This is a genomic window from Paracoccus sulfuroxidans (assembly GCF_007830335.1).
Lineage (GTDB): Bacteria > Pseudomonadota > Alphaproteobacteria > Rhodobacterales > Rhodobacteraceae > Paracoccus > Paracoccus sulfuroxidans.
On record NZ_VLKU01000006.1, the window covers coordinates 5,001 to 17,487 of the forward strand.

General features: G+C 62.5%; 14 protein-coding genes, 1 tRNA gene and 2 rRNA genes (1 of these 17 running past the window's edge). 11 read left to right on the forward strand and 6 right to left on the reverse strand.

What is annotated here, in order from left to right:
- The 5 genes from IQ24_RS10370 to tnpB all read left to right on the forward strand — a co-directional run.
- Positions 1-510, forward strand: a 23S ribosomal RNA gene (locus IQ24_RS10370); it begins 2,324 nt to the left of the window's first position.
- An 87-nt stretch (positions 511-597) separates the two neighbouring features.
- Positions 598-712: ribosomal RNA gene (rrf, locus tag IQ24_RS10375) — 5S ribosomal RNA — on the forward strand.
- 68 nt (positions 713-780) lie between these two features.
- Positions 781-857, forward strand: a tRNA-Met gene (locus tag IQ24_RS10380).
- A gap of 155 nt (positions 858-1,012) precedes the next feature.
- On the forward strand, positions 1,013-1,426 hold the full coding sequence (locus IQ24_RS10385) for a helix-turn-helix domain-containing protein (protein ID WP_145397893.1): 414 nt from the start codon (positions 1,013-1,015) through the stop codon (positions 1,424-1,426).
- On the forward strand, positions 1,423-1,773 hold the full coding sequence (tnpB, locus tag IQ24_RS10390; protein ID WP_145397894.1) for an IS66 family insertion sequence element accessory protein TnpB: 351 nt from the start codon (positions 1,423-1,425) through the stop codon (positions 1,771-1,773). The genes IQ24_RS10385 and tnpB overlap by 4 nt, the downstream gene beginning before the upstream one ends.
- A gap of 106 nt (positions 1,774-1,879) precedes the next feature.
- Here tnpB and IQ24_RS10395 read toward each other — a convergent pair whose 3' ends face one another.
- The 3 genes from IQ24_RS10395 to IQ24_RS10405 are packed head-to-tail and all read right to left on the reverse strand — an operon-like array spanning position 1,880 to position 4,310.
- Positions 1,880-2,359 carry a Mov34/MPN/PAD-1 family protein gene (locus tag IQ24_RS10395; protein ID WP_145397895.1) on the reverse strand — a complete coding sequence of 160 codons (480 nt, stop codon included), beginning with the start codon at positions 2,357-2,359 and terminating at the stop codon, positions 1,880-1,882.
- Positions 2,356-4,038, reverse strand: coding sequence for a ThiF family adenylyltransferase (locus tag IQ24_RS10400; protein ID WP_338419473.1), 1,683 nt, complete (start codon positions 4,036-4,038; stop codon positions 2,356-2,358). The genes IQ24_RS10395 and IQ24_RS10400 overlap by 4 nt, the downstream gene beginning before the upstream one ends.
- Positions 3,966-4,310, reverse strand: coding sequence for a hypothetical protein (locus IQ24_RS10405; protein WP_145397897.1), 345 nt, complete (start codon positions 4,308-4,310; stop codon positions 3,966-3,968). Before IQ24_RS10405 ends, IQ24_RS10400 begins: the two co-directional genes overlap by 73 nt.
- Before the next feature lie 228 nt (positions 4,311-4,538).
- Between IQ24_RS10405 and IQ24_RS10410 the strand changes: the two genes are divergently transcribed.
- The 5 genes from IQ24_RS10410 to IQ24_RS10430 all read left to right on the forward strand — a co-directional run bounded on the left by IQ24_RS10410 (position 4,539) and on the right by IQ24_RS10430 (position 8,056).
- Positions 4,539-5,168, forward strand: coding sequence for a DsbA family protein (locus IQ24_RS10410; RefSeq protein ID WP_145397898.1), 630 nt, complete (start codon positions 4,539-4,541; stop codon positions 5,166-5,168).
- A 27-nt stretch (positions 5,169-5,195) separates the two neighbouring features.
- Complete coding sequence (locus IQ24_RS10415; protein WP_145397899.1) at positions 5,196-5,855, forward strand: winged helix-turn-helix domain-containing protein; 660 nt, start codon at positions 5,196-5,198, stop codon at positions 5,853-5,855.
- 4 nt (positions 5,856-5,859) lie between these two features.
- Positions 5,860-7,185, forward strand: a complete 1,326-nt coding sequence (locus IQ24_RS10420; protein ID WP_145397900.1) for an ATP-binding protein — start codon at positions 5,860-5,862, stop codon at positions 7,183-7,185.
- 81 nt (positions 7,186-7,266) lie between these two features.
- Positions 7,267-7,659: a rhodanese-like domain-containing protein gene (locus IQ24_RS10425; protein ID WP_145397901.1), complete on the forward strand. Its 393-nt coding sequence runs from the start codon at positions 7,267-7,269 to the stop codon at positions 7,657-7,659.
- 124 nt (positions 7,660-7,783) lie between these two features.
- Positions 7,784-8,056 carry a hypothetical protein gene (locus IQ24_RS10430; RefSeq protein WP_145397902.1) on the forward strand — a complete coding sequence of 91 codons (273 nt, stop codon included), beginning with the start codon at positions 7,784-7,786 and terminating at the stop codon, positions 8,054-8,056.
- Here the strand turns inward: IQ24_RS10430 and IQ24_RS10435 are convergent.
- From IQ24_RS10435 to IQ24_RS10445, 3 genes are all read right to left on the reverse strand, one after another.
- Positions 8,053-8,991, reverse strand: coding sequence for a DMT family transporter (locus IQ24_RS10435; protein ID WP_158637506.1), 939 nt, complete (start codon positions 8,989-8,991; stop codon positions 8,053-8,055). The genes IQ24_RS10430 and IQ24_RS10435 overlap by 4 nt on opposite strands.
- A 102-nt stretch (positions 8,992-9,093) precedes the next feature.
- Positions 9,094-10,158, reverse strand: coding sequence for a bifunctional DNA-binding transcriptional regulator/O6-methylguanine-DNA methyltransferase Ada (ada, locus tag IQ24_RS10440; protein ID WP_145397904.1), 1,065 nt, complete (start codon positions 10,156-10,158; stop codon positions 9,094-9,096).
- 81 nt (positions 10,159-10,239) lie between these two features.
- Positions 10,240-11,055, reverse strand: a complete 816-nt coding sequence (locus IQ24_RS10445; protein WP_145397905.1) for a DUF72 domain-containing protein — start codon at positions 11,053-11,055, stop codon at positions 10,240-10,242.
- Between the two features lie 275 nt (positions 11,056-11,330).
- Here IQ24_RS10445 and IQ24_RS10450 point away from each other — a divergent pair, with 275 nt between their 5' ends.
- Positions 11,331-12,482 (forward strand): calcium:cation antiporter, encoded by a 1,152-nt coding sequence (locus tag IQ24_RS10450; RefSeq protein WP_199756542.1) that lies wholly within the window; start codon positions 11,331-11,333, stop codon positions 12,480-12,482.
- Positions 12,483-12,487 lie beyond the last annotated feature (5 nt).

Here is a 12,487-nt window from a genome sequence, read left to right on the forward strand (position 1 = left end):
AGTCGGCCATAGTGATCCGGTGGTCCCGAGTGGAAGGGCCATCGCTCAACGGATAAAAGGTACGCTGGGGATAACAGGCTGATGATGCCCAAGAGTCCATATCGACGGCATCGTTTGGCACCTCGATGTCGGCTCATCTCATCCTGGGGCTGGAGCAGGTCCCAAGGGTACGGCTGTTCGCCGTTTAAAGAGGTACGTGAGCTGGGTTTAGAACGTCGTGAGACAGTTCGGTCCCTATCTGCCGTGGGTGTAGGATACTTGAGAGGAGTTGCCCCTAGTACGAGAGGACCGGGGTGAACGTTCCACTGGTGGACCAGTTGTCGTGCCAACGGCAGTGCTGGGTAGCTATGAACGGACAGGATAAACGCTGAAGGCATCTAAGCGTGAAGCCCCCCTCAAAACAAGGTATCCCTTGAGAGCCGTGGAAGACCACCACGTCGATAGGCCGGAGATGTAAGCGCAGCAATGTGTTCAGTTGACCGGTACTAATGGCTCGATTGGCTTGATTTGATCCGGAAGAAGGCAGATCTTCTTCCAAAAGCATCCTTGGACAACCAATCCTCGCAAGAGGACAACGCTGATCTGTTTCTTTCCCGGTCTGGTGGCTACAGCACGAGCGAAACACCCGATCCCATCCCGAACTCGGCCGTTAAGCGCCGTTGCGCCAATGGTACTGCGTCCTAAGACGTGGGAGAGTAGGTCACCGCCAGACCTGGAAAGAAACAGATCTCTCGAACGATCAAAAACAACGCGCTCATCTCAACCGATCTGCGCAAATGGCGCGGGGTAGAGCAGCCCGGTAGCTCGTCAGGCTCATAACCTGAAGGTCGCAGGTTCAAATCCTGCCCCCGCAACCAAAAATATCAAATAAATCAAAGGCATGCACAGCGCCCCTCAGGGCGCTTTTTGCATTCGGACGCCGAACAACAGTAAGCGGTGCATATGACCCCCTAAGTCGGGGCTGAAGCCAGAAGAGCTCCGCTGATAGGCTACCTTCAAATGAGGGGCAGCCATGAGCCGATACGAAACTTTCCAATCTACCGATACCTCACTCGAAATCTTCGGCTTCGAAGTGCCCGTCACCTTCGACGGTCGACGGATTTGGCCGCCTCGCCTGAAAACTTACTTGCTGGAGAAGTTAAAAGCCGGTGATCTGTCTGCTGCCGAAGTTTGTAAGACATGCGATATCTCACCCTTGCAGCTCTCACGCTGGCAATTGGGCTCAGAGCCGTTCATCGCCAAGCCGAAAGCACTCTTTGCGGAGGTCAAGCTGACGGAAGCGCAGGTACCGGAGGATCTGGCAGGTCCGAGCATGAGCCTCGAGGAGATTGTTTTGCGGACAAGCCGATGTGAGCTCAGATTTCCCGTCAACTATCCTGTTGAACGTTTTGCTGTTCTGCTTGAGCTCATGGAGCGTGAAGGATGATCGCACCATCACACAATCTCAAGATTTATGTCGCAACTGATCCAGTCGATTTCAGAAAAGGCATGGACGGCTTGGCGGCGCTCGTTCAATCGGAGTTTGATCTTGATCCGTTTTCCGGAGCTCTATTTATCTTTCGCGCAAAGAGGTCTGATAGGCTGAAAATTGTGTTGTGGGATGGGACGGGCCTTGTCCTCATCTACAAACGGATCGAAGGCGCGGGCTTCGTGTGGCCGCGCATGCGCGATGGTACCGTTGAACTCAATCGTGCCCAATTTGAGGCGCTGTTCGAAGGTCTAGATTGGACCGTTGTGAGAAGTCGGCTTCATCTTCGGCCACGGGTAGCGTAACACATCACCCGGAACGGCCCATTGCGGTCACTCAACCTGGCCTCAAAATGCTGCGTAGCGGTCTGCCAGACCGGACCTTCGCTGCACTCCAAAGGCGGGTGGAGTGCTAGGTTTCGCGCTCTACATTCAAGGCAGACCATGCGTTGGCCTCATGAAGTGACACATGCAACCCCTCGGGAAACTCTGCAGTGCCGACGATCACCATTAAGAATGCATTCAAATCATGCTTTGATCGCGCGAACAAGTCAGCCATTGATGAAAGGTCAGTTCCAGAAGGGATGGGAACGTATTGTGGGTGAGTGTGCCAATCTCCGAGATAATGCAGCCCCGACTTGTGCAGCGCGCTGATCTCCAGACGTTCCGCAAGACGGTCCGCGATAAAAAAGAAGCGTCCTCGTCGGTCGGAACGCCTCGGACCTGTTGCAAGCTTGACTTTGACGCGTTGACCTTCGACCGCACCAAATAGCTGCCCACCTGCTTCAGGCATTTTCAGGTCCAGCTGTCGCCATTTAACAAAGTGATCGAGAACATTCTGTTCTAAGGTCAGAAATTGTCCACTTTCTCCAATGGGGTAGAGAATGCTCATCCTCCCCCGCAAAAAGCACAATCTCCCTTTCGCCTCCACTCGAGTTGCCTCGTTCCGCCAAATTCAGGAACATCCGGAAAGAAATTTAGAAATTCCCGGGTAAAACGTCCACCTTGCTCGACAATTTCGTCCTTAGAAGCCCAGTAAACGGCCTCGGTTCCAGGGGTCATCTCACCAAGCAGTGCTTTGGTTGTGGTCTTGGCCACCAAAGCTGCTACGCCTGACAATGATACCGGCCCGTATGGTTGGAAACTGGCCCCACAATGAGGTTGTTTGCGGGTCGTCTTGGTATCCCACTCGCAAATTGCTCGTAGGGTGCTTCCGAAATGGTCCATCCCGCAGGCAAAACACGGGCCGTCGGAGCCGATCAACGCGGCGTGTCCTGCGACAGAAAAAGGCTCTGCCCACCCATAGATCACAGGGGGAAAGTCTGGTTCGTTCCTAGCCAATTGGTTAAGCCTGCCTTCAGCCTCCCAACTACCCACCGTAGACACAATCAAATCGGTGTTGTGGAAAACCTCTGGATCTTTGCCATAGAGCGTTTGCCAGTCCTCGTTAAAATACTTGATCGAGCGCATATGTGGGAACCTGCGAGCCAACTCTTCTGCAAGTGATTTGGCTTTATACGTGCGGACCTCCGCGACCCCCAGCACATGACGACCGACATTGGGATAGTCCAGAACTTCCGGATCGACCAGTGTGATTGAGCCAACTCCAGTCTTGGCCAGAAGCAAAGCAGCCTCGCTTCCCAACGACCCCGCGCCGACCATCAGAACACGCTTGTCAAACAATGGGGCAACTGTAGGGGTATCACGTCCATGTATCCACGATGGGTCCGCGCGCACAACCTCATGGCGCTCGACCTTGTTCCCTCCGAACAGCCGCTGCATTCGGATATGCGTCGGCACCTTTCCAGGCCGAAAGCCCTTCTGCACCATGTTTGGCCTTCGCCCAGCCTTCATACCACGTTTATTGGGAGGCATAACCTCAATGGCGAAAAGCACTGGCCCGTCATCCGTACACCCCTCGAAGGAAACGGTGAACTTGTCGTCTGCAGCTTCGGCCGCATCTTCCAGTTGTTCTATGGATTCGGGGGCCAACTCTCGCAGAAAGCGTAGCACTGCCGCGCCAGACTTCGGATATTCCGAAGGCAGAATGGGTCTTTTTAGCACGATGTGCGATGCGGTGGTGAACCTGAAGTCCTCCTTGTTCCCCGGAAAGCGGTTGCGAAGCCAATTCTCCAGAGCTGCGTCGTCATCCCCTAAATAGTAATGAACCGTGCTGCACCACAGGGAAACCTTGCGAGAGACACCCCCAGGGGAAAGCAGGCTGACGATGTTCTTTCCTCCCTCCGTTTTGCTCCAATAGGAATCGAACTCGTCCGCGAAGTCACTGAGAAACGCGTCGTTGTATGAAGCGACGATCAATCGAGTAGCTTCTTTGATCGCATCCCATATTAGCCCTTTGGGGTTCACAGGGCTGTGCTCTGTCCCCGGTGGGTAAAGGCAAAATGCACCATCTTTTTCGATGTGTGGAAACTGCAAAAATTTAAATTTATCGGCGCAGTACACTCGTGGCTTTGTCCACGGGAAATGCCGAAAGAGTACTACTTGCAGATCAAAGCGGTCAGCTTGATGCTCGAATGGGACAACCCATCCGTGGATTGGGGCCTTGTCCAGCTGGCCGCAAAGCCGCCATCCGCCAGCGTCGACAGGCTGATCGCGCGCGAGGAGGCTCCGTCCGCAGCGCTGATGATCGTCTCGGTCCCCAGCCGGACCCCCGAGGCTGAATAGCGCTGCATCGCGACATAGGTCGTGACGACGCCGTTATCATCATAATTGTTGAAGTAGCTTTCCCAGGCGATCACGAAACCGCCATCATTCAAAGCCGTGATGGCCGGATCACTCTGCCAGTTGCTCTGGTAGGTGTTCACCCGAAACTCGTTGCCCATTGCACCCTCGTCACTTTTACCAGGGAAGTGGTGACAGATGGGCGCGGCACAGGCAAGAAAATGCCGGATGGGGCAAGGCGCAAAGGCGGGGCTGCGCAACGGATTGCGATTTGCATCGCGGCGCCTTCTTCGGCACAGCATCGGCTTAAGCCACCCTTAAGGTTTGACCTGCAGGGACGAGCAAATTCGAACTCACGCGGCCACATGGCCGCCTAGGAGGAACAGATGATGCAACGTCGGACCTTTATCCGTGCAGGCGCCGCCCTGCTGGCACTGCCGACGCTGGGGCAGTTCGCGCAGGCGCAAGAGGCAGGCAGCAACCCCATGCCAGCCGAGCTGCGCAAGGCGCTGGAGCGTGACCCGACCGCCCCGGTTCTGGGCAATCCGAACGGCGATGTGACCCTGACGGAATTCTTTGACTACAACTGCCCCTTCTGCCGCAAGATGGTCGAGCCGCTGCACCAGCTGATCCAGTCGGACAAACAGCTGCGCGTGGTGTTCCGCGAATGGCCCGTCTTCGGGGACGATTCCGACTATGCGGCGCGGCTTTCGCTCGCCTCGCTGAAGCAGAGGAAATACTGGCAGCTGCACACCGCCATGTTCCGCACCCGTGGCCGCGTGACCGAGGCCGCCGCGCTGCGCGCCGCGCGCGAGGTGGGTCTGGACATCGCACAGCTGGAACGCGACATGGCCGCGCCCGAGGTCGACAAGCACATCAACTCCAGCCATATGCTGGCCGATCACATGGGGCTGGTCGGCACCCCCACCTTCATCGCGGGGGATGAGGGGGCGTTCGGCGAATACAGCCTCAGCGACATGCGCGAGCTGGTGCAGCGCGCGCGCGAAACCACCTCGTAAACGCCCGCGCCGGATCGGAAGACTGCGATGCGCCTGCTGATTGTCGAAGACGACCCGGTGCTGGCCGACGGGCTTTCGGTGGGCCTTGGCCTCTCGGGCTTCACCGCCGATGCCGTGGGCACGCTGGCCGATGCCCGTGCGGCGCTGGCGGCGGGGGGCTTTGCCGGGATCGTGCTGGACATCATGCTGCCCGACGGCTCGGGCCTCGATCTGCTGGCAGAGCTGCGGCAGGCGGGCTCCCGGCTGCCGGTCCTGCTGCTGACCGCGCGCGACCGGGTGCGCGACCGCGTGACCGGGCTGGATGCGGGCGCTGACGACTATCTGGGCAAGCCTTTCGACCTTGAGGAACTGGCCGCCCGGCTGCGCGCCATGCTGCGCCGGCATGAAGGCCGCGCCTCGGCGGTCATCGAATGGAACGGGCTTTGCCTTGACCCCGCCACGCAGAAGGGGCGGCTGGAAGGGCGCGAGTTGCGCTTTTCCCGGCGCGAATTCACCATCCTGCAGGCGCTGGCTGAAAACCCCGGCCGGATCATGTCGAAGGCCCAGCTGGAGGAACGGCTTTACGGCTGGCAAGAGGATGTCGAAAGCAACACGGTCGAGGTGCATATCCATCACCTGCGCGCGAAGCTGGGCCGCGACTTCATCCTGACGGTGCGCGGTCTGGGCTATCGGCTGACGGAGGGCTGACCCCATGTCGATCAAGCTGCGCCTCTTTCTGATCCTGATCCTCGCCACCGGGGCGATCTGGCTGTCGGCGCTGTTCTGGATCGACCGCTCGACCCGGACCGAGGTCGAGCGGGTGTTGGACGCCCGTCTGGCCGAGGCCGCCAATATGGTCAGCTCGCTGATCTCGGATCGGCGGATCGCGGTCGGCGCGGTCGAGGAATTGCGGCCATGGTCCCCCGATGCGCCCGACTATTCGCGCCAGCTCTTCTGCCAGATCTGGTCGCTGCATGGCGATCTGGTCAGCGCCTCCTCGGGCGCGCCGGATGAGCAGATGACACATGAGGAAGGCTTCTCGACCAACCTGATCGAGGGCGAGGAGTGGCGTGTCTATTCCGTCCACAATCAGGAACTGGGCGTCTGGGTCATGGTGGGTGACCGCATGCTGGTCCGCGACCGGCTGGTCTTTGACGTGGTGAAGGGGCTTTTGAAGCCCGCGCTGATGATCGTGCCGCTTCTGGCGCTGATGATCTGGATCAGCGTCAGCCGGGGGCTGGCCCCTCTGGCCCGGCTGGAAACTGCGCTGAGCGGCCGTTCCTCGCATGATCTGGGGCCGCTGCCCGAGGGTCCCGCGCCGCGTGAAATTCGCCCGGTGCGCCACGCGCTGAACCAGCTTTTCGCCGCCGTCGAACGCGCCCGCCATGCCGAGCGTGACTTTACCGCCTTCGCCGCGCATGAGTTGAAGACCCCGCTGGCCGGGCTGCGCACGCAGGCGCAGATTGCCCGCATGGCGCCCGATGCCGCGACCCGCGACCGCGCGCTGCAAAGCATGATCGCCTCGGTCGACCGTACCGACCGGATGGCGCGGCAGCTTCTGGAACTGGCCACCGTCGAAGGCGATCAGGCCGAAATCGCACCCCTTTCGCCGCAAGATCTTGCAGAAGAGGTGTGCGAGGAACTGGCCGCGCTGGCCGCTGCGCGTAAAGTGACGCTGGACCTTCGCATCCCCGCCGATCTGCGGGTGCGCGCCAACCGGTTGCTGCTGTATGCTGCCCTGCGCAATGTGGTCGAAAACGCGGTTCTCGCCTCGCCCGCAGGGGGCGTGGTCACGGTCGACAGCGCGCAATCGGGCGGCATGTTGCGGCTGTCGGTCCGCGATCAGGGGCCGGGCATCGCGCCCGAAGAGCGCGACCGGATTACCGAGCGCTTCTATCGCGGCCCTCAGGCGGTCGCGGGCGGCAGCGGGCTGGGCCTTGCCATCGCCTCGGCGGCGATGGAGCGCATGGCCGGGCGCGTCGAGTTCAGCCACCTGACCCCGGGGCTTGAGGTCGGGCTGGTCCTGCCGCTGGCCTGATGGCCCTTGGGCAAGCGCCCCGGGGGTGCGATAGTCGCGCATGGGGGCAATCGGCCCCGCTACCTGCTGGGAGGCAATGGCATGGCACGCGGTTACAAGGAAATGCTGGACGAGGCCGACGCCCAGGTCCAATCCGTCACCACCGAGGAAATGGCCGCGCGTCTGGGCGACGACGGCCTCGTGATGGTCGACATTCGCGACCCGCGAGAGTTGGAGCGTGAGGGCATGGTCCCCGGCGCCTTCCACGCCCCGCGCGGCATGCTGGAATTCTGGATCGACCCGGAAAGCCCCTATCACAAGCCCCGTTTTGCCGAGGGGAAGACCTATGTCTTCTATTGCGCCTCGGGCTGGCGCTCGCTTCTGGCGGCGAAGCTGGCGCAAGAGATGGGGCTGGAGGCGCGCTCGATGCGGGGCGGTTTCAAGGACTGGCATGCCTCGGGCAAGCCGGTGGCCGAGATGCCCCGGAAATCCTGAGATCCGACGCCGGGACGGTCGGTTTCCGCTGGTCGCCGAGGGCCCGGGATGACTTTGGCGGCATCCCGATGCTAGGCTGCCCTCGACAGCCAGTTTGCGGAGTGCCGATGATGCGCGAACCTTCTTGCTTGCCTTGTCCGTGGCGATGCCTCTGGCCGCCTGCGTGCCGACCGAGGGGGCGGTGACCTCCCCCGATGATCTGCGGTTGCGGCAACAGGCCGCCTGCAGCGCCCAGATTGCCGCCCATATCCGCCGTCCGGTGGCCGAGGTGACGTCCCGCTGGATCTCGGAAACCGACGGCATTGCGACCATCGAGGCGCGGGACGGCAACCGCCCGCATCTGTGCCGGGTGGACGCGACGGGGCACGTTCTGGGCTTTGTTCACCCCGGCGCCTAGCCGGTCGCGCCGCTGGCTGCTGCCGGTTCCGGACTTCGAGCCTTGCCCATCGGCAGCATGACCGCACAGGCGGCCAGCGTCATCAGGATCAGCCCGGCGAAATCGGTTGCCGTGGGCCGCTCTCCCAGCAGCAGGACCGAGCTGATGACCCCGATGGCCGGGACCAGCAGCGTCGAAAGACTGACCGTGCCCGCAGGCAGGCGGCCCAACAGGTTATACCAGATCAGGTAGGCGAACGCCTGAGAGAAAACAACATGATGGAAAAGTGCGATCCATGTTCGGGTCTGGAACCCCTGCCAGTCCAGCCCGTCCCGCAGCACCTGAGGCTCGAACAGTGCCATTCCGATGGCCGCGACGAATGAGCCCGCTGCCAGCTGCCATGCGGCGGCCGAGATCGGCGGCACGCTGACCGGGAAGCGCTTGATGACGATGGTGCCAAGCGCCCAGCTCATCCCCGCGATCAGCGCCAGCACCAACCCGTAGGAGAATGTGCCCGCAAGGATCAGCGGCCAGCCCAGACAGATCAGCCCGGCGACGCCGAAGGCCAGCCCGATCTGGCGTCGGCGGTCCAGCCGCTCGCCCAGAAACAGGCGGGCAAAGATCACCGTCCAGACGGGCAGGGTGAAGGTCACGATCACCGCCCGCGTCGTCGGTGCGGCCAGCTGGGCAAAGGCCAGAAGCAGGTTGAAAAGCGTGATCGTCAGGAAGCCCGCGCCCAGAATGGGCAGCCATTCGCCGCGCTTCAGCCACAGCCTCTGGCCCTGGATCAGGGCGACGATCAGCAAGAACAGCGCCCCCGCGCCCATGCCGATGGCGCGCAGGGTCCAGGGTGGCAGGTCAAACAGCGCCGCCCGCACGGCAGGCCAGTTCAATCCCCAGAACAAGGCCAGCATCAGGATGGCAAGCTGGTCGAACCCTTTCCGGGGGGCTGTCATCGCAGGTCCTTTCGGAAGTCTTCCTGCCTGCAAGGACATGCGCGCGACCCGCCCGGGTCAAGGCGGATCGCATCAGGTCTTATGGATTGGCGGCAACTGGACCTAAACGCTCGCCTCGCGTTCCAGCAGCGCGCGCTTGCGCTCGACCCCCCAGCGATAGCCGGACAGCCCGCCGTCATGGCGCACGACCCGGTGGCAGGGAATGGCCACCGCGATCTTGTTCGAGGCGCAGGCCTGCGCCACCGCGCGCACCGATTTCTCGTGGCCGATCTGGCGCGCGATGTCGGAATAGCTGGCTGTCTGGCCTGCCGGGATCTCGCGCAGGGCCTGCCAGACGCGTTCCTGAAAGGCCGTTCCGCGAATATCCAGCGGCAGGTCCAACCCGATGGCCGGAGCCTCGACAAAGCCCACGACCTGCGCCACACGCTGCTCGAAAGCGGCATCGCCGCCGATCAGGCTGGCGTTCGGAAAGCGGTCCTGCAGATCGCGCACCAGAGGCTCGGGGTCGTCGCCCAGGGCAATCGCGCAGATGCCCCGGTCGCTTTCCGCGACCAGAATCGCGCCCAGCGAGCCCTGCGCCACGGCAAAGCGGATCACACTGTCCTTGCCGCCCGCGCGATAGGCCGTGGGCGTCATCCCCAGCATCTGGTCGGAGTTCGCATAGAAGCGGCTGGAGGAGTTGAAACCCGCATCCATGATGGCGGTGGTGACGCTGCCGCGCCCCTCGGCCAGCCCGTCGCGCAGCTTGCGGGCGCGGTTGGCCTGCGCCCAGGCTTTCGGCGTCAGTCCGGTGATGGCCTTGAACTGGCGGTGGAAGTGATAGGGGCTCATCCCGATCCGGGCGGCCAGCGCGTCGAGCTGCGGCGGCTCGTCGCTGGCCTCGATCAGGCGGCAGGCCTCGGCCACCAGCGCGGCATTGGCCTGCGCCGGGGATTGGCCGCGCGGGTGGCAGCGCAGGCAGGGGCGAAATCCGGCGGCCTCGGCCTCATCGGGGGTGGCGAAGAAGCGGACGTTCTTCGGCTTGGCCGTGCGCGAGGGGCAGGAGGGGCGGCAATAGACCCCGGTCGTGCGGACGGCATAGACGAAATCGCCGTCGGCCGAGGCGTCGCGCCGCAGCACCTGCTGCCAGCGCGGATCAAGTTCGGTGGTGGGCATGAGCATCTGCATGACGATGGTCCTGATGAATGGTTATGCCCTGACTCTAGCCCCCGGGGGAACCCCGCTCACTCCGCTGCTTGCGGTCAAATCCTAGGGGTCGCGGTTCAGGCGGCGCAGGATCTCGGTCGCGGCGGTGGGGTTGCTGACCTTGTGGCCGCTGATGACATACAGAAACACGTCGCGCGCCGGGGTCTGTGTCGCAGGGGCCGCGACATATTCCAGCCCCTTGGGCAAGCCGCCTGCGGCCCATGTCTGCGCCCGCCCGGTCCACAGATCCAGCGCGTCCGGCGCGTATCCGGCCGCGTGATCGGGCTTCGTACCCATGATGCGGGCATAGGTGAAATCGGCCGTCTGATCGGCGAATTGCGGAAACTCGCCATCCGCAGACAGCACGATGGCCACCCCGCGATCACGGGCCATGTCGATGAATTCGGAGGTGCGGAAGCTTTCATGCCGCACCTCGACCGCATGGCGCAGGGGTAGCCCGCCCAGATCGGGGGGCAGCAGTTGCAGGAAGCCCTGAAAATCCTCGGGGTCGAACTTCTTCGTCGCCATGAACTGCCAGTTGATCGGCCCCAGCTTGCGGCCCAGCCGCTGGAGGCCGGAATCGAGGAAACGCTGGATCGATTCGCCCGCCTCGCGCAGGACCTTGCGGTTGGTGGCAAAGCGCGGAGCCTTCAGCGACAGGACAAAATCCTCGGGCGTTTCGTCATGCCAGCGGGCGAAGCTGTCGGGCGTCTGCGTGCGGTAATAGGTGCCGTTGACCTCGATGGTGGTCAGCAGATGGCTGGCATATTCAAGCTCTCGCTTCTGGGGAAGCTCGGCGGGGTAAAAGCTGCCGCGCCACGGCTCATAGGTCCAGCCGCCGATACCGACGCGGATCCTGCCCTGACCTTCTGCCGTCATGGTCCATCCTTTCCCGAAAGCTGCCGTTGGGGAATGCACGGCGGCCCGCGCGGTTCCATCGGGGCACCGTGTCCCGGCAAAGATCCGCAGAGGGGTGGTTGCCCCCGGGCCACATTTCCTGCTCAAAGCCAAGCCGGGCACGCGCGCCCCTTCGACTTTGCGTGATGCCGATGCTAGATGCAGGTCATGACGCGTCGGCTGGCCGACGACCTCCGGTGGGACGACCCGCTTGGCAGACTCATCCGGGGACGGCCCCTCACATGAGGAGCTATCTGTTGTCGACCACCATCCGGGCCCCGCTGCCCTCACTGATCCCGCCTTCGACCATCCTGCGCCTTCTGCTGTCCTGGGGCGTCGTTGCGGCCTTTCTGATCTTTGGTCACGGCTGGCTGGCCGCGCCCGTTCCGACCGGCGTGGCGGTGACCTGCTTTGTCGTGCTGTTCGCGACCATCCTTTACGCCTCGTTCGGCGTGGTGGCCGAGGCCGACCATCTGGCCCATCAACTGGGCGAGCCCTACGGGACGCTGATCCTGACGATCTCGGTCGTGGCCATCGAGGTCATCCTGATCTCGGCCGTTATGCTGGGACCGGGCGAGACCGCGACCATCGGGCGCGATTCCATCTTTGCGGTCATGATGATCATCATGAACCTTGTCACCGGGCTGTGCCTGCTGCTGGGCGGGCTTCGCCATGGTGAGCAGGAGTATAACGCGCAAGGCGCGGTCAGCTATCTGTCGATGATCGCGCTTCTGACCGGGACGGCGCTGGTGGTGCCGAACCTGCTGAGCGGCACGGGCAGCTTCCTGCCGGTGCAGGCGGTGGTAATCGCGGCGCTGACGATCCTGCTTTATGCGGCGTTTCTGGCGATGCAGATGCGGGGCTATCGCCGCTTCTTCGTCCAGCCCATGCCGGGCCAGATGACTGTTCCCGCAGGCCAGTCGCAGGACAGCGTTCCGCGCGCGGCCATTGACGGGCGTGCCTGCGTCGTGCGCTCGGTCCTGCTGATCGCGCTGATCCTGCCGATCGTGCTGCTGGCGCATGACATGGCGGTGCTGATCGACATGGGGGTCAGCATGGCGGGCGCGCCGGTCGCGGTGGGTGGCGTGCTGATCGCGATCATCGTCTTCACCCCGGAATCGATCACCGCGATCCGCGCGGCGCTGGGCAATGAGATGCAGCGGGTGGTGAACCTCTGCCTTGGCGCATTCGTGTCGACCGTGGGGCTGATGGTGCCTGCGCTGCTGGTGATCGGGCTGATCACCGGCAAGCAGGTGGTGCTGGGGCTTGCCTGGCTGGATGTCTCATTGCTGGTGATGACGGTCCTCTTGAGCATGCTGAGCTTTCTGGGGCAGCGAACCTCGCCCATACAGGGGCTGATGCACCTGATGCTGTTCGCGGTCTATGCGCTGGTGCTGTTCCTGCCCTGAGGGGC